The sequence below is a fragment of the Dorea sp. ICN-14282 genome, assembly GCF_037890115.1.
Taxonomy (GTDB): domain Bacteria; phylum Bacillota; class Clostridia; order Lachnospirales; family Lachnospiraceae; genus Dorea_B; species Dorea_B phocaeensis.
In genome coordinates this window covers 345,466-368,818 of sequence record NZ_JBBKBH010000002.1, presented here as the reverse complement: position 1 = coordinate 368,818, position 23,353 = coordinate 345,466, and the positions used below count along the sequence as shown (strand labels likewise).

Here is a 23,353-nt window from a genome sequence, read left to right as displayed (position 1 = left end):
ATTTATGAAACGGATCATTTATACAGGATTAACGCTTGCCTGGATGTGCATTATTTTCTGGTTTTCAGCGGCGCCTGCAAAAGAGTCCTCAGAGATGAGCATGTCTGCCGGCACATTGATCTTGCAGAAACTTGTCCCGGGCTATGAAGAATGGGAGAAAGATCGCCAGCAGGAATTTACCGAGAAGATAGAATACCCTATTCGGAAATGTGCACATGCATCGGAATATGCGATTCTGGGGATTCTATTGATGCTTACGTGGAATAGCTATATACCGGATGCGAAGCGGGGAAGCTTAATAATGTTTGCAGTGGGAGCATTTTATGCTGCCAGTGATGAGTTCCATCAGCTGTTTGTTCCGGGAAGAAGCGGACGGCTGACGGACGTTCTGATTGATTCGGTGGGGCTGTTGGCAGGAATATTTCTTATATATATACTGCTGAAATGCCAAGATTCCAGAAAATCCGGGAAAACATCTTGACAACCGTGAAAAATAGTAATACACTAATTTAGCGTGCACAAAAGGGCATTATATTTTTGTGCCGATATTCATGAAGATGAATATGCAGCTTATTATAATCGTAGGAGGTGAAAGAGAATGCCAACATTTAACCAGTTAGTAAAGAAGGGACGTCAGACAGCTGTAAAGAAGTCTACAGCTCCAGCGCTTCAGAAAGGGTACAACTCTTTAAGAAAGAGAAGTACAGATGCATCTGCTCCGCAGAAGAGAGGTGTATGTACAGCAGTTAAGACAGCTACACCTAAGAAGCCTAACTCAGCTCTTAGAAAGATCGCCAGAGTTCGTCTGTCTAACGGTATCGAAGTAACAAGCTACATTCCAGGAGAAGGACACAACCTTCAGGAGCATAGCGTTGTTCTGATCCGTGGAGGAAGAGTAAAAGACCTTCCAGGTACACGTTACCACATCGTTCGTGGAACACTTGATACAGCAGGTGTTGCAAAGAGAAGACAGGCTCGTTCTAAATACGGCGCTAAGAGACCAAAAGACGCTAAAAAGTAAATCTTAGGATTTACCAAACAAAACCGTAGTCACAAACAGAACTATGATTAAGTAAGTTGCAAGGGATATAGATATCAGCGGCAATGCCGCGAGGTATGGCCTATACCCAGCACTACACTGTATCATTAGAGGACACATGTGAGTACCGATGAATTAAATTAAAATGTTTAAGGAGGGAAGAACCGTGCCACGTAAAGGACATACTCAAAAAAGAGACGTATTAGCGGATCCATTATACAACAACAAAGTGGTTACAAAGCTTATCAACAACATCATGCTTGATGGTAAGAAGGGTGTAGCTCAGAAGATTGTATATGGAGCATTTGAAAGAGTTGCAGAGAAATCCGACAAGCCAGCTATCGAAGTGTTTGAAGAGGCAATGAACAACATTATGCCAGTACTTGAGGTAAAGGCAAGACGTATCGGTGGTGCAACATACCAGGTTCCAATCGAAGTAAGAGCTGACAGAAGACAGGCATTAGCGCTTCGTTGGTTAACATTGTTTTCTCGTAAAAGAGGAGAAAAGACAATGGAAGAAAGATTGGCAAACGAGATTCTTGATGCAGCAAACAACACTGGTGCATCTGTGAAGAAGAAAGAAGACATGCATAAGATGGCAGAGGCTAATAAGGCATTTGCTCATTACAGATTCTAAGGGAGGAAAAGATCTTGGCAGGAAGAGAATATCCATTAGATAGAACAAGAAACATTGGTATTATGGCTCATATCGATGCTGGTAAGACTACGACAACAGAGCGTATTCTTTACTATACTGGTGTAAATCATAAGATCGGTGACACCCACGAAGGTACTGCTACCATGGACTGGATGGCTCAGGAGCAGGAAAGAGGTATCACGATCACTTCTGCCGCTACAACATGCCACTGGACACTGCAGGAAAACTGCAAGCCAAAAGCTGGCGCTTTAGAGCACCGTATCAATATCATTGATACCCCTGGACACGTAGACTTTACCGTAGAGGTTGAGCGTTCCCTTCGTGTACTGGACGGAGCTGTTGGTGTGTTCTGTGCTAAGGGTGGTGTTGAGCCGCAGTCAGAAAACGTATGGCGTCAGGCTGACACATACAACGTACCAAGAATGGCATTCATCAACAAGATGGACATTTTGGGTGCTGATTTCTACAATGCAGTAGAGCAGATTAAAACAAGATTAGGTAAGAATGCAATCTGTCTTCAGATCCCGATCGGAAAAGAAGATGAATTCAAGGGAATTATCGATCTGTTTGAAATGAAAGCTTACATCTATAATGATGATAAGGGAGATGATATCTCCATTACTGATATTCCAGAAGATATGCAGGAAGATGCAGAACTCTATCACACAGAGCTGGTTGAGAAGGTTTGTGAGTTAGACGACGATCTGATGATGCAGTATCTGGAAGGAGAAGAGCCTACTGTTGAAGAGATGAAAGCTGTGCTGAGAAAAGCTACTTGTGAATGTGATGCTGTACCGGTTTGCTGTGGTACTGCTTACAGAAACAAAGGTGTTCAGAAGCTTCTTGATGCAATCATCGAATTCATGCCATCTCCATTAGACGTTCCTGCAATCCAGGGTGTTGATATGGACGGAAATGAGACAGTAAGACATTCTTCTGACGAAGAGCCATTTGCAGCTCTTGCATTCAAGATTATGACAGACCCATTCGTTGGTAAGCTGGCATACTTCAGAGTTTACTCTGGTACAATGAACTCCGGTTCTTATGTACTGAATGCTACAAAAGGCAAAAAAGAGCGTGTGGGACGTATCCTTCAGATGCACGCAAATAAGAGAGAAGAATTAGACAAAGTTTATTCAGGAGATATCGCAGCAGCGATCGGATTTAAGTTCACTTCTACAGGTGATACCATCTGTGATGAGCAGCATCCGGTAATCCTGGAGTCTATGGAATTCCCAGAGCCAGTTATCGAGCTCGCTATCGAGCCTAAGACAAAAGCTTCCCAGGGTAAACTTGGAGAGTCTCTTGCAAAACTGGCAGAAGAAGACCCGACCTTCCGTGCTCATACAGATCACGAGACCGGTCAGACAATCATCGCCGGAATGGGTGAGCTTCATCTGGAAATCATCGTTGACCGTCTGCTTCGCGAATTTAAGGTAGAGGCTAATGTAGGTGCTCCTCAGGTTGCATACAAAGAGGCATTTACAAAAGCGGTTGATGTTGACAGCAAGTATGCAAAACAGTCAGGTGGACGTGGACAGTACGGACACTGTAAAGTTAAATTTGAGCCAATGGATGTTAACGGTGAGGAGACATTCCAGTTCGAGTCTACCGTAGTCGGAGGAGCAATTCCGAAGGAATATATTCCGAAGATCGGTGAAGGTATCGAAGAGGCTATGCAGTCTGGTATCCTTGGAGGATTCCCGGTTGTTGGTATTAAAGCTAACGTATACGATGGTTCTTACCATGAAGTCGATTCAAGTGAAATGGCATTCCACATTGCCGGATCTTTAGCATTCAAGGATGCTATGAAGAAGGCAGCTCCGGTTCTTCTTGAGCCTATTATGAAGGTTGAAGTAACCATGCCGGAAGAGTACATGGGAGATGTTATTGGAGACATTAACTCTCGCCGTGGACGTATCGAAGGAATGGATGACCTTGGCGGCGGTAAGATCGTACGTGGATATGTTCCGTTGTCCGAAATGTTCGGATACTCTACAGATCTTCGTTCCAGAACACAGGGACGTGGTAACTACTCAATGTTCTTCGAGAAATATGAGCCAGTACCGAAATCTGTACAGGAAAAGATCTTATCCGGTAAAAATGATTAATTAAATGCTAAAAAAGCTTGAAAAACACTTTGATTTGAAATATAATCAGAGATAGCCGAGCAAAACGTAAACAATTAAATTTTGCCTTATAAGGCACTATAATAAGGAGGATATTCAAAATGGCTAAAGCTAAATTTGAAAGAACAAAACCACATTGTAATATCGGTACAATCGGTCACGTTGACCACGGTAAAACAACTACAACAGCTGCTATTACAAAAGTATTGGCAGAAAGAGTTGCAGGAAACGTTAAAGTAGACTTCGAGAACATCGATAAGGCTCCAGAAGAGAGAGAGCGTGGAATCACTATTTCTACAGCTCACGTTGAGTACGAGACAGAGAAACGTCACTACGCTCACGTAGACTGCCCAGGACATGCTGACTACGTTAAGAACATGATCACAGGTGCAGCTCAGATGGACGGAGCTATCCTTGTAGTTGCTGCTACAGACGGAGTTATGGCTCAGACAAGAGAGCACATCCTGCTTTCTCGTCAGGTAGGTGTTCCTTACATCGTTGTATTCATGAACAAATGTGATATGGTTGACGATGAAGAACTTCTTGAATTAGTAGAGATGGAAATTCGTGAACTTCTTGATGAGTACGAATTCCCAGGAGATGATACACCAGTTGTTCAGGGATCTGCTCTTATGGCTCTTGAAGATCCAAACGGACCATGGGGAGACAAGATCATGGAACTTATGGATGCTGTTGACAGCTACATTCCAGATCCAGAGCGTGCTACAGATAAGCCATTCCTGATGCCAGTAGAGGACGTATTCTCTATCACAGGACGTGGAACTGTTGCTACAGGTAGAGTAGAGCGTGGTGTTCTTCATGTATCTGACGAAGTTGAAATCGTTGGTATTCACGAAGATACTAAGAAGACAGTTGTTACAGGTGTTGAGATGTTCCGTAAGCTTCTTGATGAGGCTCAGGCTGGAGATAACATCGGTGCTCTTCTTCGTGGTATTCAGAGAACAGAGATCGAAAGAGGACAGGTTCTGTGTAAACCAGGCAGCGTAACATGCCACAAGAAATTTACAGCTCAGGTTTACGTATTAACAAAAGATGAAGGTGGACGTCATACTCCATTCTTCAACAACTACCGTCCACAGTTCTACTTCAGAACAACAGACGTAACAGGTGTATGTAACCTTCCAGAAGGTGTTGAAATGTGTATGCCTGGAGACCACATCGAGATGACAGCTGAACTGATTCACCCAGTAGCTATGGAAGAGGGACTTCGTTTCGCTATCCGTGAAGGTGGACGTACAGTAGGATCTGGTGTTGTTAAAGACATCATCGAGTAATCTTTTGCAATAACTTTGTGTTAAGCGATAGATAAGATTATCACAGGGACTCTCATTGATTTGAGGGTCCCTGTTTTTGTATTCTAAAAGACAGGATTGTTTTTATGTGCTGAAAAAATATATATGATAGAGTTTTAGATCTGGCTGTGTTAGAATTAGATCATAATGGAGACATGATAAGAAGGAGGACATAAATATGCTGTACATTGGAGTAGATCTTGGGACATCGGCGGTAAAACTTTTGCTGATGAATGAGGACGGAAAGATTGAGAATATCGCTTCAAGAGAGTATCCGCTCTATTTCCCAAATCCAGGATGGTCTGAACAGAATCCGCAGGACTGGTTTGATCAGTCTATGGAAGGAATCAAAGAATTATTGGCAGGATATCCGAAGGAAGAAGTGGCAGGCATCAGTTTCGGGGGGCAGATGCATGGTCTGGTAGTATTGGATGAACAAGATCAGGTGATTCGTCCGGCAATTTTGTGGAATGACGGAAGAACCGGTAAGGAGACCGAATATCTCAACCAGGTGATTGGAAAAGAACGGCTGTCAGAATACACGGCAAATATTGCATTTGCAGGATTTACAGCTCCGAAAATTCTCTGGATGAAAGAACATGAGCCGGAGAATTTTGGGAAAATCAGAAAAATTATGCTGCCGAAGGATTATTTGGCCTATCGCTTGTCTGGAAGTTTTTGCACGGATGTATCGGATGCATCTGGAATGCTTTTGATGGATGTGAAGAATCGAAGATGGTCGGAAGAAATGCTAAAGATCTGTGGAATCACGGAGGAAATGCTTCCGAAACTCTATGAAAGCTATGAGGTAGTAGGTACGCTGAAAGCAGAGATTACAAAGGATCTTGGTCTGTCTGAAAATGTGAAAGTAATTGCGGGTGCGGGGGACAATGCAGCTGCAGCTGTGGGAACCGGGACGGTCGGAGATGGACGCTGCAATATTTCGCTTGGAACCTCCGGGACGATTTTTATCTCCAGCAGGAATTTTGGAGTGGATGAGCATAATGCACTGCATTCCTTTGCTCATGCGGATGGAAATTATCATTTGATGGGATGTATGCTTAGCGCAGCCTCCTGCAATAAGTGGTGGAGCGAAGAGATTTTGAAGACAAAAGATTTCAAAGCAGAACAGGAAGGCATTTGCCGCCTTGGAGAAAATCATGTCTTTTATCTGCCGTATCTAATGGGGGAACGTTCTCCGCATAACAATCCGGATGCAAGGGCAATGTTTATCGGAATGTCTATGGATACCACGCGGGAGGAAATGACGCAGGCTGTGCTGGAAGGTGTAGCATTTGGTCTTAGAGATTCTCTGGAAGTTGCCAGAAGTCTGGGAATTCAGCTTGAACGGACAAAGATTTGCGGTGGCGGAGCCAAAAGCCCTCTCTGGAAGAAAATGATTGCAAATATTATGAATCTCAAGGTGGATGTAATTGAGAGTGAGGAAGGTCCGGCTCTGGGAGCAGCGATGCTTGCGGCAGTCGGATGTGGAGCGTATCCAGATGTAGAGACCGTTGCCGAGAAGGTGGTTAAGGTAATCGATACCATTGAACCTGAGGCAGATCTGGTTCAAAAATACGAGGAAAGATATCAGGAATTCCGGAAAATTTATCCAGCGGTGAAAGAACTATTTTAAAGATTTTTCGTTTCCTTTTGGGGTCTGGTGTGATAGAATATACAAGAATGTAACGCGCTGGCCTTTGTGATACAGACCAGCGCAAGGTATGTCAGGAGAGACACAGGAGGAAATGAAAGATGGAAAGTCGTAAGATTATTCAGGTAGAAGATAAGGTTCCATTTAAACTGCTTCTGCCGCTGAGTATTCAGCACATGTTTGCGATGTTTGGCGCATCGGTACTGGTGCCGTTCGTGTTTGGGATTAACCCGGCAATCGTGTTGTTTATGAACGGTGTGGGAACATTATTGTTTATTGCAGTAACAAAAGGACAGGCTCCGGCCTATTTGGGCTCTAGCTTTGCGTTTCTTGCTCCGGCAGGAATTGTAATCAGCAAATTAGGATACGAATATGCGTTGGGTGGCTTTGTGGCAGTCGGATTTTTCGGCTGTATTTTATCCTTTATTATTTATAAATGTGGAACAGATTGGATTGATGTTGTATTGCCGCCTGCGGCTATGGGACCGGTAGTTGCATTGATTGGATTGGAATTATCCGGATCTGCAGCGGATAACGCAGGTCTTCTGGCGGATAAGGTAGATCCTAGAAATGTGATTGTATTTGCAGTGACACTTGGTGTTGCGATATTTGGAAATATTCTGTTCCGGGGATTTTTATCGGTAATTCCTATCTTAATTGCGGTTATTGCAGGATATGTTGCAGCTCTTGCCTGCGGAATTCTGGATTTTTCACAGGTGGCGTCAGCTTCCTGGTTTGCACTGCCGAATTTCCAGATGCCTAAATTCGATATGGGAGCTATTATGATGATTTTGCCGGTACTTCTGGTGATTACCTCTGAACATATCGGACATCAGGTCGTAACCAGTAAAATTGTCGGCCGGGATCTTCTGAAGAAACCAGGTCTTCATAGATCTCTTTTTGGAGACAATTTCTCCACTATGATTTCAGGATTGATCGGTTCTGTTCCAACAACGACGTATGGAGAGAACATTGGCGTGATGGCAGTGACAAGAGTGTACAGTGTGCGGGTGATTGCCGGAGCAGCCTTCCTTTCTATTATATGTTCTTTTGTAGGAAAACTTTCTATGCTGATTCAGACGATACCAGGACCTGTAATCGGAGGAATTTCGTTCTTGTTATATGGAATGATCGGAGCGTCCGGTATCCGGATTCTGGTGGATTCTCAGGTGGATTATGGACTTTCAAGAAATCTGACTCTGACATCCGTGGTATTTGTAACAGGATTGTCAGGAATTGCGGTGAAGTTTGGAGATATTGAGCTAACGGGAATGGTACTGGCATGTATTGTAGGAATGATTTTGAGTCTGGTATTCTATATTCTGGATCGGCTGAAATTAACGAATGACCGGGAAGAAGCATAGGGGAAATAAAGGATTATGGAAGCAATTATCTTTGATGTGGATGGTACATTGTGGGATTCGACAAAAGAAGTAGCGGTTGCCTGGAATGATGCGTTAGAGAAAGAGACAAAAGTGAAACGCAGGGTGACACAAGAAGAATTGAAGAAAGAGTTCGGTAAGCCATTAGAAGAAATTATGGCAGATTTGTTTGTGGAACTGACCAAAGAAGAGCAGCTGGAACTTTCAAAAGTGCTGTTTCGTCATCAGAATAAATGGATGGAGACAGCGCCGTGTAAGGTGTATGAAGGCGTTCCGGAAGTGCTTAGACAATTGGCGCAAACGTATAAACTCTGCATTGTAAGCAATTGTCAGGAAGGATATATTGAAGCCTTTTTAAAGAATACAGGACTTCAAGATGTGATTACAGATCATACCTGTCCGGGAGATACGGGGAAGCTGAAGGCGGAAAACATCCGGATCATTATGGAGAGAAATCATATTCGGGAGGCTGTGTATGTGGGGGATACCCAAGGAGATGCAGATGCGTGTAAAAAAGCGGGAGTTCCGATGATTTATGCGGCATATGGATTTGGAGAAGTAGAAGGAGAATATCCGACGCTTCATAAGTTCCGGGAGTTGCTGCAAATGTTTTAAATAAGGCTGTACAAGGTTTATAAAAATGCTCAGATCGTAAGATCTGAGCATTTTTGTGGTAACATATAGATTGATTTTGAGGGTTCCGGCAGGATTATAAAGTATCTACAATATCCTCCAGGACTTCTTCCACAGAGTTGGTTACATATGTGGCATAATAGGCAATGCCTGGCGCTGCAGTAGACATGGCGTAGCTGGTGCCTGCAAACTGAAGCATTTCCGTATCGTTATACTGATCGCCAAAGGCAACGCATTCTTCCGGCGTGATGCCAAGATGGCTGGCAAGAGCCTGAAGCGCCGTTCCTTTGTTGGCACCGGGAGCGATAAAGTCTACCCATAAATTACCGGAAGTAACGACTTTGATTTCATCGCCAAAACGCTCCTGAAAATAAGGGAGCAGCTTTTTGGTACCGTCAAAGTCGCACAGTGCAATTTTTAAGAACGGTTCGTTGACTTCTTCCAGGCGATTTACTGTTTTGATATCGTAATGCACCACGTCACGCATGTGATGGTTGAAAACAGGGTCTTGAGAGTCTGTATAACAGGCCGATTCGCAGGAAAGAAGAATGTGGCAGGAGCCATATTCCCTTGCGGCTTCAAAAATGCGTAAGCTTAACTCGCGCGAAATCAGGCCTTTAGAGATTACCTGATTCCCTGAGATACAAAGGGAACCATTTTCGGCAATGTAAGAAATCTCATCCTTGACTGGTTCAAACAGATGTCTCAGGCTGTAGAGCTGGCGTCCGCTTGCGGCGGCAAAATGAACTCCTTTCTCCTTTAGAGTTCTTATAAGATCATAGACTTTCGGGTCCACTTCCTGAGCGCCGTTTCTAAGAAGTGTACCGTCCAGATCGCTGGCAATTAGTTTTATCATAGCAATTCTCCTTTGTTTCAAGATTGTACGGTTGCGTATTCAATCTGTAGCTATTATAATATAAAAAGAAAATGAATGGAAGAGAGGAATCTTAGGAATGAAAATTGGAATTGGAAATGACCATGCAGCAACAGAACTGAAATTTGCGATTGGGGATTATTTAAAAGAATTGGGACATGAAGTAGTAAACTTTGGAACGGATACCAATGACAGCTGTAATTATCCGGAATATGGCGAGAAGGTTGCGCGTGCCGTTGTGGCAAAAGAAGTGGATCTGGGAATTCTGATCTGTGGAACTGGCGTGGGAATTTCTATTGCAGCGAATAAGGTTAAAGGAATCCGTGCGGTTGTTTGCTCGGAGCCATGTTCTGCAAGGCTGGCAAGAGAACATAACAATGCAAATATTCTTGCTTTTGGCGCAAGAATTGTTGGAGAGGAACTGGCGAAAACGATTGTAAAAGAGTATTTGGATGCAAGTTTCCTTGGCGGACGCCATCAGACGCGCGTGGATATGATCTCTGAGATTGAGAATGCATAGATACAGCTGAAAAAGAGATTGCTTGAAAGGATTACCGATTGTGTGTGGCATATTTTGCGAAGAAGGCATAAGCTGATATCAGATAAGGTCTATCAGGCTGATTACACAGGAGGTGTCAAAATATGCCATATTCAATGATGCTGGATGCCGGACACGGAGGGCGTGATCCGGGAGCAGTGTACGAAGGACGAAAGGAAGCAGAAGATACGCTGCGTCTGACACTTGCGGTTGGAGAGATCCTTCAGAACCATGGAATTGATGTGTTGTATACCCGTACAGAAGATGTCTATGAAACACCTTTTCAGAAGGCGATGGAAGCGAACAATGCGGGAGTGGACTTCTTTTTGTCTATTCACCGTAATTCTTTCCCGACGGATAATCAGGTGTCGGGAGTGGAATCTTTGGTTTACAATTTGTCGGGTTTGAAGTATCAGATGGCGCAGGATATTAATGAACAGCTAGAGTCCATTGGATTTGTGAATCTGGGCGTGAAGGAAAGGCCGAATCTTGTGGTTCTGAAGAGGACGAAGATGCCGGCGGTACTGGTGGAAGCCGGGTTTATCAATTCGGATGTGGATAATAATCTGTTTGATAAGAATTTGGACTCGATTGCACAGGCGATTGCGGAAGGAGTCTTAGATTCTCTAGATAATGCAGGCGTTATTAGAGATTCTGATTATCGTGTGCAGGTGGGAGCATTCCGGAACCGGGTGTATGCGGAACGTCTGCTTGCTGAACTAATGGAGTTGGATTATCCGGCTTATATCAATGATGACGGGCCGTACTATCGTGTGCAGATAGGCTCGTATCAGGATCTGAATGAAGCGGCAGAGATGGAGCGTAAGATAAAGCGTGCAGGTTATCCGGCGGTTATTGTAAAGTAGAGGAAGATAAGGAATCACACGAAAGAAATTGGAGGAACAAAGTGTGTCAGATAGATTAGAGTTTAGAGGAAAGCTGCAGAGGATTCTGGAATTGGCAGAGTCTCAGGAGAAGAAGATAACCTTAGAAGAGGTTGAAACTTACTTTGAAGATGAGCAGTTAAGCCGAGAGCAGATAGATTTGGTTTGCGATTATCTATTGTCTCAAAAGGTTGCTGTGAGTGGCTATGAGAAGATGGGCGGCATTCTTAGCGGACCTAAGCAGGTGGAGGCGCAGGAAGAACCATGTCCGATTCTTACGGAAGAAGAGCAGAGATATGTAGAGAGTTATCTTGAAGAGCTAGGAGAAATGAAGGCGGGAAGCGAAGAGGAAGCAAGGCTGCTTTATTATTTTCCGAAGGTAGTAGAGCTGGCGGTGAAGATTAACAGATCACAGGTATTTATCGGAGATGTAATTCAGGAAGGAAATGTCAGCTTGATGCTTGCATTGAAGGAATCTGACAGCCGAAATGACCGGGAGCTGGAGGAGCAAGAGATTATGGATCAGGTTCGCGCCGGAATGCTTGCGCTGGTGGAAGAACAGACAGAAGTGAAACGCCAGGATAAGAAGATGGTGGAACAGGTATCGGAGCTGGATGAGACCATTCAGTCTATGAGTGAAGAAATGGGAAGAAAAGTAGCAGTAGATGAGGTGGCAGAAAAGCTTGGAATTTCAGAGGCTCAGATTGCAGATATCCTGAAGCTTGCGGGAGAAGAGATTGATAGCGCAGAAGATGAATAAGGCAAAAGAAAAGCTGGAGCAGTAAAAATCTGTTCCAGCTTTTTTATTGCAATCGATGATTTAGGAATCTTTTTCGCTTTCTTCCTCTTTGGTCTCTTCTTTTTCCGGTAGATAAAGATGAACGCGTTCGATTCGGTTTTTATCTAACTTCTCGACCACCATACGGATGCCCTCGTCAGTTGTGATTTCATCTCCGGCTTCTGGCAGACGATCCAATCGTTCGATAATGAATCCGCCCAGAGAATCATATTCTTCAGAAGAAAGGTCAAGATCCAGACGGTCATTTAAGTCATCCAGATTCAGAGATCCTTCAACCAGATATTCACGCTCCCCTACTTCTTTGACATATTCTTCCTCGTTTTCATCATATTCGTCGTGAATCTCTCCGACGATCTCCTCCAGAATATCTTCCAGTGTAATAAGACCGGCTGTCTCGCCGTATTCGTCTAAAACGATGGCGATATTAAGAGAGGCCTGACGCATTTCAACCAAAAGTTCAGAAATGCTTTTATATTCGTAAGTGAAATAAGCTTCCCTCAAAATGTCACGGATATGAAATTCTTTGGAACTATCGTACAACAGAAGGTCTTTCATGTTAATGGTTCCGATTACATTGTCCGTGGTATCTTCAAAAATCGGAAGTCTTGTGAATTTGTCTTCGCGGAAGATGTCGATCAGCTCATCGTAGCTGCTGTTAACATCGGCGAAGGTTACGTGAACCCGGGGAACCATAACATCTTTTGCCTTGGCATCACCCAGATCGAACACGTTATATATCATTTCCCGCTCGTCGGATTCAATGACACCGTCTTCGTGGCTGACATCCACGATAGTACGAAGCTCTGTCTCGGTCATGGCCTTATTCTTTGCAGAAGGGTCGACCCTAAGAAGGAATAAGATGCCCATGGATAATCCGTTGATTACAAAAATAAGCGGAGTCATAATTTTCATAAACACGCGTATGATAGGAGCATAGATAAGCGCCATCTTTTCAGCGTGAATGGTAGCCATGGTTTTTGGTGTAATCTCACCAAATAAAAGAATTAATACTGTCAGAATACCACTGGCAATCGCGACCATGGAGCCACCGAAGCTATAAGCTAAGCTTGTGGTCAATGATGCGGCTGACAGGTTAACAATGTTGTTCCCGATTAATATCGCACTTAACATTTTCCCGGAATTGTCGGTTACCTGCATTGCGGCCTGGGCACGTTTATTGCCCTCTTCTGCCATGCTGCGCATCCGAATCCGGTTTGCAGTTGTAAGCGCTGTTTCTGCAGATGAAAAGAATGCAGACAGCCCCAATAAAAGAATCAGTATAATTAGTTGCGTGACGTCACTCGAGTCCAATGAATAATCCACTCCTTTTTTCATAATAATCTTATCATTTGAAAATGTTATACGGATTTAATATACCGCATTTGGAGTGAATTTGCAAGTGCACGTTGAATTTACCTGGTAGATAGTGTATGATGAACGGTGAATCAAAAGGATTAGTAGAAAATAAGATAGAATTAGAATGATGGAGTAAGGATCTATGAGTGAGTATGTATATAAAAATTTGTATCAGAAATTAACAGAATGGATGCCGGAAGAACGTGTGAAAAAGGAGGAGCCGATGCGGCTGCATACGACGTTCCGTGTGGGCGGACCGGCAGATTTATTCGTTAGCCCGAATTCCGTGGAAGAAGTGTGCAAGGTGACAGCGCTTTGCCGTGAGGAAGGTGTCCCATATTATATCATGGGAAATGGCAGTAATCTCTTGGTGTCCGATCAGGGGTACCGCGGAGTGATCATCCAATTTTATAAGGAAATGAATGATATCTCTGTGGAGGGAACACTGCTTCGTGCACAGGCAGGTGCACTTTTATCAGCGGTTGCTAATCGGGCGCTTTCGGAATCACTTACCGGATTTGAATTTGCAGCGGGCATTCCGGGAACGCTTGGAGGCGCTTGCGTGATGAACGCAGGAGCGTATGGCGGAGAGATGAAAGATGTGCTGAAGGCAGTGACGGTGCTGACACAGGAAGGAGAGGTACTGACGCTTTCAAATGAGGAGTTGGAGCTTGGTTATCGGACAAGTGTGATTGCAAGAAAGCATTATATTGTGCTGGAGGCAGAGATTGCCCTTTCCGAAGGGAAGAAAGAAGAAATCCAGGCAGTGATGGACGATCTTAAGGAACGTCGGATTACAAAACAGCCATTGGAATATCCAAGCGCTGGAAGTACCTTTAAACGTCCGGAAGGATATTTTGCAGGGAAATTGATTCAGGATGCAGGGCTTCGCGGCTTTCAGGTGGGCGGCGCTCAAGTCTCTGAAAAGCATTGCGGATTTGTAATCAATAAGGATCATGCAACGGCAGCAGAGATTGCAGAACTGATACGCCAGGTATCAGAGAAGGTGGAAGCGCAGTTTGGCGTGAAGCTGGAACCGGAAGTAAAGAGATTAGGAGAATTCTAAGATGAGATTTGTAATCGTGACAGGAATGTCGGGAGCAGGAAAAAGTACAGCCCTTAAAATGCTGGAAGATATGGGGTATTTCTGTGTGGATAATCTTCCGGTGCCGTTGATTCCCAAAATGGCGGATCTGTGGAGGGTATCAGGAACGGAGATTAATAAGGCGGCTTTGGGTGTGGATATTCGAAGCGGAGAGACTTTTAAAGAACTGAAACATGTATTGGAAGAGCTGGATGATATGGGGATGAAGTATGAGATCCTCTATTTGGAATCCAGTGACAATGTGCTGGTTAAACGTTATAAAGAGACCAGGCGTTTTCATCCGCTGTCAGGAAACGGCGGCCGGGTAGATGAAGGGATTCAAAGAGAACGAAGCAAAGTTGCCTTTCTAAAGGAACGGGCGGATTACTTAATTGATACCAGCCATATGCTGACGCGGGAATTGAAGGCAGAGCTGACTAAAATTTTCGTTCAGAATAAGGAGTACAAGAATTTATATATCTCTGTGTTGTCTTTTGGGTTTAAGTATGGAATTCCGGCAGATGCAGATCTGGTATTTGACGTGCGTTTTCTTCCGAATCCGTATTATATTGACGAGCTACGCCCGATGAGCGGCAATGATGAACCGGTCAGACGCTATGTGATGGACAATGAAAAGGCGGTTTGCTTTTTGGAGAAATTGGTGGATATGGTGGAGTTCCTGATTCCTAATTATGTGCAGGAAGGGAAAACGCAGCTGGTAATCGGAATTGGGTGCACGGGCGGCAAGCACCGTTCGGTAACACTAGCCAATGAGCTTTACGATGCGATCAAAGGAAATGAAGATTACGGAATCCGCGTGGAGCACCGGGACATTGGGAAAGACGCGATTACGAAGGAAAAATAGAGGTGTAACATGTCGTTTTCGAGTAAAATAAAAGAAGAGTTGGCGGAGCATTTTGCAACGGCAAGGCACTGTAATCTGGCAGAATTGTCCGCGATTGTGCGGCTGTCGGGAATCTTTGCGGACAAAAAAAACGGTGGATGCGCTCTTCGCGTGCATATGGAAAATTTTGGGGTGGCAAGAAAATGCTTTACATTATTGAGAAAAACCTTTAATATAGGAAATGATATTGTGGTTCGCCGAAATATGGCAACCGGAAATTGCAGTTATTTCCTCTATGCAAAAGGGGAAGAACTTTTAGCGGTGCGTAATGCAATGACGCAGTCTGTATGCTGTAAGAGAGCCTATATACGAGGTGCGTTCCTTGCGGCAGGGTCGGTAAGTGATCCGAGCAAATCCTATCATTTTGAGATTGTCTGTGATAAAGAAGAACAGGCGGAGCACTTAAAAGATATGATCAACAGCTTTGGTATGGATGCAAAGATTGTAAAGCGCAAGAAGATGTATGTTGTCTACTTGAAGGAAGGTTCCCAGATTGTAGATATTCTAAACGTTATGGAGGCGCACGTTTCTCTGATGGAGCTTGAGAATGTCAGGATTATGAAGGAGATGCGCAACAGTGTGAACCGAAAGGTAAACTGTGAGACAGCCAATATCAACAAAACCGTATCGGCTGCGGTAAGACAGCTGGAGGATATTGCATATATCAGAGATACCCTTGGGTTTGATAAGTTGCCGGAAGGACTGAAAGACGTTGCCCTTACACGTCTGACATATCCGGAAGCAACATTGAAAGAACTGGGACGGTTGATGGAGAATCCCGTTGGAAAGTCGGGAGTGAATCATCGTCTTAGGAAGTTAAGTGAGTTAGCAGAAAAGTTAAGGGATCAGTAAGGAGGAGCAATAGATTATGATTAAGAAGCCTGTTACGATTGAGAAGGATATGGAAAAGGAAGATATGCCGATTGCGCATCTGGTTCAGGAAGCAAGCCAGTATTCCAGCACTGTGTACTTCGAAGTTGGCAGTAAGAAGATCAACGCAAAGAGTATCATGGGAATGATGAGTCTGCGCCTACAGCAGGGAGAAAATATTGTTGTGATCACAGACGGGAAAGACGAGACAGAGGCTGCGGCCGGCGTTGAGAGATTTCTGGCTGCCCGTGGCTAATACATAGAGGTGTAAGAGGATTGCCGTAAAGTGATTTACAGCAGTCTTTTTTCATATAGAATAGATACATGAAGGAGGAAGGGCAATGAAACGCTTGTTATTTATCTATAATCCGCATGCGGGGAAGGAACTGCTAAAACCGAAGCTGTCGGATGTGATCGACATTTTTGTGAAAGCAGGATATGAAGTGGTTGCCTACCCAACGCAGGCGTATAAGGATGCTTATAAGAAGATCTGTTCTTACCAGTCACAGGAATTTGATTTGATTGTGTGCAGCGGCGGAGACGGAACCATTGACGAGGTGGTGACCGGGATGATGCAGCGTACAGATCGTAATCCTATCGGCTATATTCCTACCGGAACAACCAATGACTTCGCAAATAGTCTGCATATTCCAAAGAATCTTTTAGGAGCGGCGGACAATGCTGTGAATGGGGTGGAATTCCCTTGTGACGTGGGAAGATTTAATGATGATATTTTTGTATATATTGCGGCTTTTGGACTGTTTACGGACGTGTCCTACCAGACGAAGCAGGGGATGAAGAATGTGTTAGGTCATCTAGCCTATGTATTGGAAGGAACAAAGCGGCTGTTCAATGTACCGTCTTATCGAATTAAGGTGACCCATGACGGGGAAGTGATTGAGGATGAATTTATCTTTGGAATGGTAACGAACTCCCGGTCGGTAGGAGGATTTCGAAGCATGGTCGGAAAACAGATTGTATTCGATGATGGAGTCTTTGAGGTGACGCTGATTCGTACACCGAAGAATCCGATTGCACTTCAGGAGATTATTGCAGCGCTTTTGATTGAGCAGGTGGATACGAAGCATATGTACACGTTCAAGACAGGGAAGATTGTGTTTGAGTCACTAGAAGAGATTCCCTGGACGCTGGATGGAGAATTTGGCGGGGAGCATGATCGGGTAGAGATTGAAAATCTAAAGCAGCAGCTCCATATCATGGTACCCAAAGAACATGTGAAGGATCTGATGGAGAAGAAGGACGAAGAAGAGTAGAAAGAACAAAAGAATCGAATCAGGATCATCCCGGGAAGGAAGTCGAAACAGAGAAAAGGCTCTCTTCCCGGAAGCCTTCAAAAGACTGGAAAAGTAGAAAACATAAAAAAAGTAAAAAAAGTGCTTGCATTTTCCGGAAGGGTTTGCTATACTAAGCAAGTACGAAACGACAAGGCTCCATGGTCAAGCGGTTAAGACGCTAGCCTCTCACGCTGGAATCAGGGGTTCGATTCCCCTTGGAGTCACTTGAAAAGATCTGTGAAGTTTTCACAGATCTTTTTTTGCTTTGGCTGAGATTTTGTCTTTCAAAAACACTTGCTGAAAGTTTTTTAGTTGTCATTTCTCTGGGAATGAGATATAATAGAACAAGCGAAATTATACACGGCAGACAAACAGCTGCCGCGCCTTTGGGCAAGAAAAGATTGGAGGAATTAATCATGTTAGTATCAGCAAAGGAGATGCTTGAAAAAGCAGTCGAAGGTCACTACGCAGTAGGACAGTTCAATATCAATAACCTGGAGTGGACAAAGAGTATTCTTTTGACAGCAGAAGAGTGCAAATCACCGGTAATCTTAGGTGTGTCTGAAGGTGCAGGAAAGTATATGACAGGCTTTAAGACAGTAGCAGCTATGGTAAAAGCTATGATCGAGGAGCTTGGAATTACCGTGCCGGTAGCATTACATTTGGATCACGGCTCTTATGAAGGATGTCAGAAATGTATCGAAGCAGGATTTTCTTCTATCATGTTTGATGGATCTCACTATCCGATCGAAGAGAACGTTGCAAAGACAAAAGAACTGATTGAGATCTGCAGAGAGAAGGGGATGTCTCTGGAAGCAGAAGTTGGTTCTATCGGTGGAGAAGAAGACGGTGTTGTAGGACAGGGCGAGTGCGCAGATCCTCAGGAGTGTAAGATGATTGCTGACCTCGGTGTAGATATGCTGGCAGCAGGTATCGGAAATATTCACGGAAAATATCCGGCTAACTGGGCAGGACTTAGTTTTGAGACATTGGATGCAATCCAGAAACTGACTGGAAAGATGCCATTAGTTCTTCACGGAGGTACAGGTATTCCGGAAGATATGATCAAGAAAGCAATCGATCTTGGAGTAGCTAAGATCAATGTAAATACAGAGTGTCAGTTATCATTTGCAGATGCTACACGCAAATATATCGAAGCAGGAAAAGACCTGGAAGGCAAGGGATTTGACCCACGTAAGTTATTAAAACCAGGTGCAGATGCAATTATGGCGACTGTAAAAGAGAAGATGGAGTTATTCGGTTCTGTAGGAAAAGCTTAAGACTTCTTGAGAACAAAGGCGTTCCAACGAGGGTTGGAGTGCCTTTTTCTAATCCCTCTCCGGGAGGGGCATGAGATAGGAATGAGATACTAAAGAAGAGAGAAAAGTAACGGGAAAGGAAACGAAGGAAACATGGGTGAAGCATTTAATGTAGCAGATATTTTTGGGGAAGATGTTTTTAATGATGCCGTGATGCAGGAACGTCTGCCGAAAAAAGTCTATAAAGATCTGAAGAAGACGATTGAGGAAGGCAAGGAATTGGATCTTGTGACGGCCGATGTCATTGCGCATGAGATGAAGGAGTGGGCAATTGAGAAAGGTGCGACGCATTATACGCATTGGTTCCAGCCATTGACGGGATTTACGGCTGAGAAACACGATTCGTTTATATCTGCTCCACTTCCGAGCGGTAAAGTACTGATGAGTTTTTCGGGGAAAGAACTGATCAAGGGAGAACCAGATGCTTCTTCCTTCCCGTCTGGAGGGTTGCGGGCGACATTTGAAGCAAGAGGATATACGGCGTGGGATTGTACTTCTCCGGCGTTTGTACGCCATGATGCAGCAGGTGCGACTCTGTGTATTCCGACGGCATTCTGTTCTTATACAGGAGAAGCACTGGATCAGAAGACACCATTGCTTCGTTCTATGGAAGTCATCAATGAGCAGGCGCTTCGCCTGATCCGTCTGTTCGGAAATACGACATCTAAGAAAGTAACACCGTGCGTAGGTGCGGAGCAGGAGTATTTTCTTGTAGATGCGAAAAAGTTTAAAGAGAGAAAGGACCTGATTTATGCGGGGCGTACCCTGTTTGGCGCGATGCCGCCAAAGGGGCAGGAGTTGGATGATCACTATTTTGGAACCATTCGCCAGAGAATTGCGGGATTTATGAAAGATGTCAACGAAGAGCTCTGGAAAGTGGGCGTTTCTGCTAAGACTCAACATAATGAGGCTGCTCCGGCACAGCATGAGCTTGCACCGATATATGCAGCGGCAAATGTGGCGGTTGATCACAACCATATTGTGATGCAGACATTGAAACGGGTGGCAGGAAAACATGGACTGAAATGCATCCTCCACGAAAAACCATTTGCGGGAGTCAATGGATCCGGAAAACATGACAACTGGTCTTTGACAACAGACGATGGAAAGAATCTGCTGGATCCGGGGAAGACACCGCATGAAAATATTCAGTTCCTTTTGGTTTTGACATGTATCTTAAAAGCAGTAGATGAACATGCGGATCTTTTGCGGGAATCTGCAGCGAATCCGGGAAATGATCACCGGCTTGGGGCGGCAGAGGCTCCGCCGGCAATTATTTCTGTGTTCTTAGGAGAACAGCTGGAGGATGTAATCCAGCAGCTAGTAGATACAGGAGAGGCAACTCATAGCTTAAAGGGCGGAAAGATGAAAACCGGTGTGCGTGCTATTCCGGATTTTGCGAAGGACACGGCAGATCGTAACCGGACGTCTCCGTTTGCATTTACAGGAAATAAATTCGAGTTCCGAATGGTTGGTTCCAGAGATTCTGTGGCAGGTCCGAATGTGGTGCTGAACACCATCGTGGCGGAAGCATTTGCGGATGCCTGTGAGGTACTGGAAAAGGCAGAGGACTTTGAAATGGCGGTCCATGACCTGATTAAGGAATATGCATCCAAATATCAGCGGATTATTTTCAACGGAGACGGATATTCTGAGGATTGGGTAGCTGAAGCAAAACGCCGTGGACTTCCAAACCTTGGCTCGATGGTAGAGGCGATTCCGGCGCTGACGACGGAGAAAACGGTAGAAATGTTTGAGCGGTTCCACGTATTTACACGAGCAGAGCTTGAGTCCCGCGCGGAGATTAAGTTTGAAAATTATTCAAAGGCCATCAATATTGAGGCGCGTACGATGATTGATATGGCGGGCAAGCAGTTCATTCCGGCTGTGATCGGATATACCAAGACGCTGGCTGATACGGTTTTGGCTGTTCGGGAAGCTGGTGTGAAAGCGACAGTACAGGCAGAACTTCTGGAAGAGACATCGGGGCTTCTTATAGAAGCAAAACGAGCGCTTCAGAACTTGGAACAGGTGGCGGAGACGGCAGCAGGAATGGAAGACGGAGAAGAGCGGGCAAGATACTATCACTTTGAAGTGTGCACTGCTATGGAAGCCCTTCGTGCGCCAATTGACAAGCTGGAAATGATCGTTGATAAAGAGGCATGGCCGATGCCGTCTTATGGAGATCTGATCTTTGAAGTATAAAAAGAGAAAAGAACTTTAGAAATACATTAGAAAATTTTAAGAACCTTGCACTTGGAATGGGCAATTGGATATGCTATTCTAAATGCAGGGTTTTTAGTTTTACCAGGAGGAGATTGATGACAAAGAAGGAATTTTTAATCAGATTAAAACGCGCACTCGGCAATGATTTAAGTGGCGCTGTAGTACAGGAAAATGTAGAATATTACAGCAGTTATATTGATGATGAGATTGGAAAAGGTAGAAGTGAGGCAGAAGTGACGGCGGAATTAGGGGATCCATGGGCGATTGCGAAGACGATTGTGGATTCTGTGGAGAATAGAGGGCAGGCTTACGAGGAATATTCTTATGAGCCTAAAAGAAGTTCAGGAGGAAATGGTAAGGAGCAGGCAGCGGGAAAAGTGCATGTGTTTGGATTTGACACCTGGTGGAAGAAGCTGTTCCTGATACTTGGAATTATAGGTGTAATCGTAATTGTTGTGGCAGTGATTGGCGGGATCTTTAGCCTGGTAGCGCCGATTATAATGCCGTTGTTGTTGATTTGGCTGATTCTTCGTATCATTGGAGGAAGACGGCGGTGAGAACTGCGCGAAAAGCACGAAGAAGATGAGAACAGTTTGATGTAAAAGAATAAAGATAAAGTAAAAGACCGATGGGGGAGCCATCGGTCTTTTGAGGGGAGTATAAATAATTAATAAGGGGTTGTAGAAAGCATCCTTTCTACATGTGTTAGTATAATATAGGAAAGGTCAAAAAGCAAGTTAAAAATTAAAAAAATCTAATTCTCCTTAAGATTTTCTGAATATGATACATAAAAAGTGGAAAGATAGATCAAAATAACAGTGTACCAAGAAAAGATTAGGAGGAATTGACATGGCTAAGAATTATCATGCATCAAACGACAAAATGTCTGCACAGAACACTTCTAATAAGAATGCAGCGGGCAGAAATGCATCTGACAGAAATGCGTCTAATAAGAATGCAGCAGGTAGAAATGCTTCCGATAAGAATGCATCTGACAGAAACGCGTCTGACAAAAATGCATCTAACAAAAATGCTTCCGCTGGCAGTGAGAGCAGTCGTTACTAATTGAAAATGGTGTGGCAGGGGGTGTGCGGGATTTCGCATACCTCCTGTTACTGTATGTGGAGATTTTTGAAGCTGTAAATTCTGATTGACAAAGAGGAAGTATTGCCAGTAAGATAAAGTTGTAAAAATAGGATACATATGGAGAAATATATGAAAAAAGCAGAGTTGATCGCTCCCTGTCACTTTGGCCTGGAAGCGGTATTAAAAAGAGAAATTATAGATCTTGGTTATGAGATTTCATCGGTAGAGGATGGAAGAGTTACTTTCTATGGAGATGCAGATGCGGTATGCAGAGCCAATATCTTCCTTCGGACGGCGGAGCGAATTCTATGGAAAGTGGGAAGTTTTACGGCAAGGAGTTTTGAGGAACTGTTTGACCGGACAGCAGAACTTCCATGGGAAGATTACATTCCCAAAGACGGGAAGTTTTGGGTGGCGAAAGCCGCTTCTGTAAAAAGTAAGTTATTCAGCCCGTCGGATATTCAATCAATTATGAAGAAGGCAATGGTCAAACGGATGCAGCAGCATTATGGCATTTCCTGGTTTCAGGAGGATGGGGCGTCTTATCCGGTTCGCGTATTCTTAATGAAGGATGTAGTGACGGTTGGTATTGATACTTCGGGAATCTCTCTTCACAAGAGAGGGTACCGTGAGGTGTCCGGCAAGGCGCCGATTACGGAGACATTGGCTGCGGCTCTGATTATGCTGACTCCGTGGAAGAAAGATCGGATTTTGGTGGATCCATTCTGTGGAAGCGGGACATTTCCGATTGAAGCGGCGATGATGGCGGCGAATATTGCGCCGGGAATGAATCGGTCTTTTACGGCAGAAGCATGGACAAACCTGATTCCGAAGAAGCTTTGGTATGATGGTATTAATGAAGCAAATGACCTGATAGACGATGAGATTGAGACAGATATTCAAGGCTATGATGTGGATGGTTCTGTCATTAAGATCGCAAGAAGAAATGCAAGAGAGGCCGGAGTGGATCATCTGATTCATTTTCAGGAGCGAGATGTAAGCAAGTTAAATCATCCGAAAAAGTATGGGTTTATTATTACGAACCCACCTTATGGAGAACGATTGGAAGAGAAAAAGGATTTGCCGGCGCTTTATCGGGCGTTTGGGGAAAGCTATCAAAGGTTAGACAGCTGGTCGGCATATATGATTACCTCTTATGAGGAGGCGGAGCGCTACTTTGGACGCAAGGCAGACAAGAATCGAAAAATTTACAATGGAATGTTAAAGACGTACTTTTATCAGTATCAGGGACCGAGACCGCCGAGAATCAAGAAATAGGCGCCTTAAAAGACGGATAAGACAGAAAGAAG

The 23,353-nt window shown here is 44.2% G+C and carries 23 protein-coding genes and 1 tRNA gene; 22 read left to right on the top strand and 2 right to left on the bottom strand.

The genetic code is table 11. The features are described 5' to 3' along the window. Positions 1 to 4: 4 nt before the first annotated feature. The 8 genes from WKT00_RS07215 (at position 5) to WKT00_RS07180 (ending at position 8,790) form a co-directional block, all read left to right on the top strand. A complete protein-coding gene (locus WKT00_RS07215; RefSeq protein ID WP_340262465.1) occupies positions 5 to 481 on the top strand; it encodes a VanZ family protein in 477 nt (158 codons plus the stop codon). A 117-nt stretch (positions 482 to 598) separates the two neighbouring features. Further along, positions 599 to 1,021, top strand: a complete 423-nt coding sequence (gene rpsL / locus WKT00_RS07210; protein ID WP_101695076.1) for a 30S ribosomal protein S12 — start codon at positions 599 to 601, stop codon at positions 1,019 to 1,021. 184 nt (positions 1,022 to 1,205) lie between these two features. After that, entirely contained in the window at positions 1,206 to 1,676 is a 471-nt protein-coding gene (rpsG, locus tag WKT00_RS07205) for a 30S ribosomal protein S7 (protein WP_207653806.1), read from the top strand. 14 nt (positions 1,677 to 1,690) lie between these two features. Beyond that, a complete protein-coding gene (gene fusA / locus WKT00_RS07200; RefSeq protein ID WP_101695074.1) occupies positions 1,691 to 3,808 on the top strand; it encodes an elongation factor G in 2,118 nt (705 codons plus the stop codon). A gap of 119 nt (positions 3,809 to 3,927) precedes the next feature. Further along, positions 3,928 to 5,121, top strand: a complete 1,194-nt coding sequence (gene tuf, locus WKT00_RS07195; protein ID WP_101695073.1) for an elongation factor Tu — start codon at positions 3,928 to 3,930, stop codon at positions 5,119 to 5,121. 196 nt (positions 5,122 to 5,317) lie between these two features. Beyond that, complete coding sequence (gene xylB, locus WKT00_RS07190) at positions 5,318 to 6,775, top strand: xylulokinase (RefSeq protein WP_101695072.1); 1,458 nt, start codon at positions 5,318 to 5,320, stop codon at positions 6,773 to 6,775. Between the two features lie 119 nt (positions 6,776 to 6,894). After that, positions 6,895 to 8,157, top strand: a complete 1,263-nt coding sequence (gene uraA / locus WKT00_RS07185) for a uracil permease (protein WP_101695071.1) — start codon at positions 6,895 to 6,897, stop codon at positions 8,155 to 8,157. 15 nt (positions 8,158 to 8,172) lie between these two features. Further along, positions 8,173 to 8,790 carry an HAD family hydrolase gene (locus tag WKT00_RS07180; RefSeq protein WP_242962652.1) on the top strand — a complete coding sequence of 206 codons (618 nt, stop codon included), beginning with the start codon at positions 8,173 to 8,175 and terminating at the stop codon, positions 8,788 to 8,790. Positions 8,791 to 8,884: 94 nt separating this feature from the next. Here WKT00_RS07180 and WKT00_RS07175 read toward each other — a convergent pair whose 3' ends face one another. Then, the gene (locus WKT00_RS07175; RefSeq protein ID WP_101695069.1) at positions 8,885 to 9,664 is read right to left on the bottom strand and encodes an HAD family hydrolase; all 780 of its coding nucleotides are present in this window, start codon (positions 9,662 to 9,664) and stop codon (positions 8,885 to 8,887) included. Positions 9,665 to 9,761: 97 nt separating this feature from the next. Here WKT00_RS07175 and rpiB point away from each other — a divergent pair, with 97 nt between their 5' ends. The 3 genes from rpiB (at position 9,762) to WKT00_RS07160 (ending at position 11,864) form a co-directional block, all read left to right on the top strand. After that, a complete protein-coding gene (gene rpiB / locus WKT00_RS07170) occupies positions 9,762 to 10,202 on the top strand; it encodes a ribose 5-phosphate isomerase B (RefSeq protein WP_101695068.1) in 441 nt (146 codons plus the stop codon). 122 nt (positions 10,203 to 10,324) lie between these two features. After that, on the top strand, positions 10,325 to 11,086 hold the full coding sequence (locus WKT00_RS07165) for an N-acetylmuramoyl-L-alanine amidase (RefSeq protein WP_101695067.1): 762 nt from the start codon (positions 10,325 to 10,327) through the stop codon (positions 11,084 to 11,086). A gap of 43 nt (positions 11,087 to 11,129) precedes the next feature. Then, positions 11,130 to 11,864, top strand: a complete 735-nt coding sequence (locus WKT00_RS07160) for a hypothetical protein (RefSeq protein ID WP_340262449.1) — start codon at positions 11,130 to 11,132, stop codon at positions 11,862 to 11,864. Between the two features lie 60 nt (positions 11,865 to 11,924). Here the strand turns inward: WKT00_RS07160 and WKT00_RS07155 are convergent, their stop codons facing one another. Further along, positions 11,925 to 13,214, bottom strand: a complete 1,290-nt coding sequence (locus WKT00_RS07155) for an HlyC/CorC family transporter (protein WP_340263048.1) — start codon at positions 13,212 to 13,214, stop codon at positions 11,925 to 11,927. Positions 13,215 to 13,401: 187 nt separating this feature from the next. Between WKT00_RS07155 and murB the strand changes: the two genes are divergently transcribed. The 11 genes from murB to WKT00_RS07100 all read left to right on the top strand — a co-directional run bounded on the left by murB (position 13,402) and on the right by WKT00_RS07100 (position 23,321). Next, on the top strand, positions 13,402 to 14,325 hold the full coding sequence (murB, locus tag WKT00_RS07150) for a UDP-N-acetylmuramate dehydrogenase (RefSeq protein ID WP_101695065.1): 924 nt from the start codon (positions 13,402 to 13,404) through the stop codon (positions 14,323 to 14,325). A 1-nt stretch (position 14,326) separates the two neighbouring features. Beyond that, on the top strand, positions 14,327 to 15,208 hold the full coding sequence (gene rapZ, locus WKT00_RS07145; RefSeq protein WP_101695064.1) for an RNase adapter RapZ: 882 nt from the start codon (positions 14,327 to 14,329) through the stop codon (positions 15,206 to 15,208). A 9-nt stretch (positions 15,209 to 15,217) separates the two neighbouring features. After that, on the top strand, positions 15,218 to 16,099 hold the full coding sequence (gene whiA, locus WKT00_RS07140; RefSeq protein WP_101695063.1) for a DNA-binding protein WhiA: 882 nt from the start codon (positions 15,218 to 15,220) through the stop codon (positions 16,097 to 16,099). 16 nt (positions 16,100 to 16,115) lie between these two features. After that, positions 16,116 to 16,373, top strand: coding sequence for an HPr family phosphocarrier protein (locus WKT00_RS07135; RefSeq protein WP_101695062.1), 258 nt, complete (start codon positions 16,116 to 16,118; stop codon positions 16,371 to 16,373). 85 nt (positions 16,374 to 16,458) lie between these two features. Further along, positions 16,459 to 17,391: a diacylglycerol/lipid kinase family protein gene (locus WKT00_RS07130; protein WP_101695061.1), complete on the top strand. Its 933-nt coding sequence runs from the start codon at positions 16,459 to 16,461 to the stop codon at positions 17,389 to 17,391. A gap of 173 nt (positions 17,392 to 17,564) precedes the next feature. Continuing rightward, positions 17,565 to 17,636 (top strand) — tRNA-Glu (locus tag WKT00_RS07125). A 192-nt stretch (positions 17,637 to 17,828) separates the two neighbouring features. Then, complete coding sequence (fba, locus tag WKT00_RS07120; protein ID WP_101695060.1) at positions 17,829 to 18,692, top strand: class II fructose-1,6-bisphosphate aldolase; 864 nt, start codon at positions 17,829 to 17,831, stop codon at positions 18,690 to 18,692. Positions 18,693 to 18,824: 132 nt separating this feature from the next. Continuing rightward, positions 18,825 to 20,936 carry a glutamine synthetase III family protein gene (locus tag WKT00_RS07115; RefSeq protein WP_101695059.1) on the top strand — a complete coding sequence of 704 codons (2,112 nt, stop codon included), beginning with the start codon at positions 18,825 to 18,827 and terminating at the stop codon, positions 20,934 to 20,936. A gap of 116 nt (positions 20,937 to 21,052) precedes the next feature. After that, the gene (locus WKT00_RS07110) at positions 21,053 to 21,514 is read left to right on the top strand and encodes a DUF1700 domain-containing protein (protein ID WP_173814972.1); all 462 of its coding nucleotides are present in this window, start codon (positions 21,053 to 21,055) and stop codon (positions 21,512 to 21,514) included. Between the two features lie 292 nt (positions 21,515 to 21,806). After that, complete coding sequence (locus WKT00_RS07105; RefSeq protein WP_159459855.1) at positions 21,807 to 22,022, top strand: hypothetical protein; 216 nt, start codon at positions 21,807 to 21,809, stop codon at positions 22,020 to 22,022. Between the two features lie 150 nt (positions 22,023 to 22,172). Then, positions 22,173 to 23,321, top strand: a complete 1,149-nt coding sequence (locus WKT00_RS07100) for a THUMP domain-containing class I SAM-dependent RNA methyltransferase (RefSeq protein ID WP_101695056.1) — start codon at positions 22,173 to 22,175, stop codon at positions 23,319 to 23,321. The last annotated feature ends 32 nt before the right edge of the window (positions 23,322 to 23,353 follow it).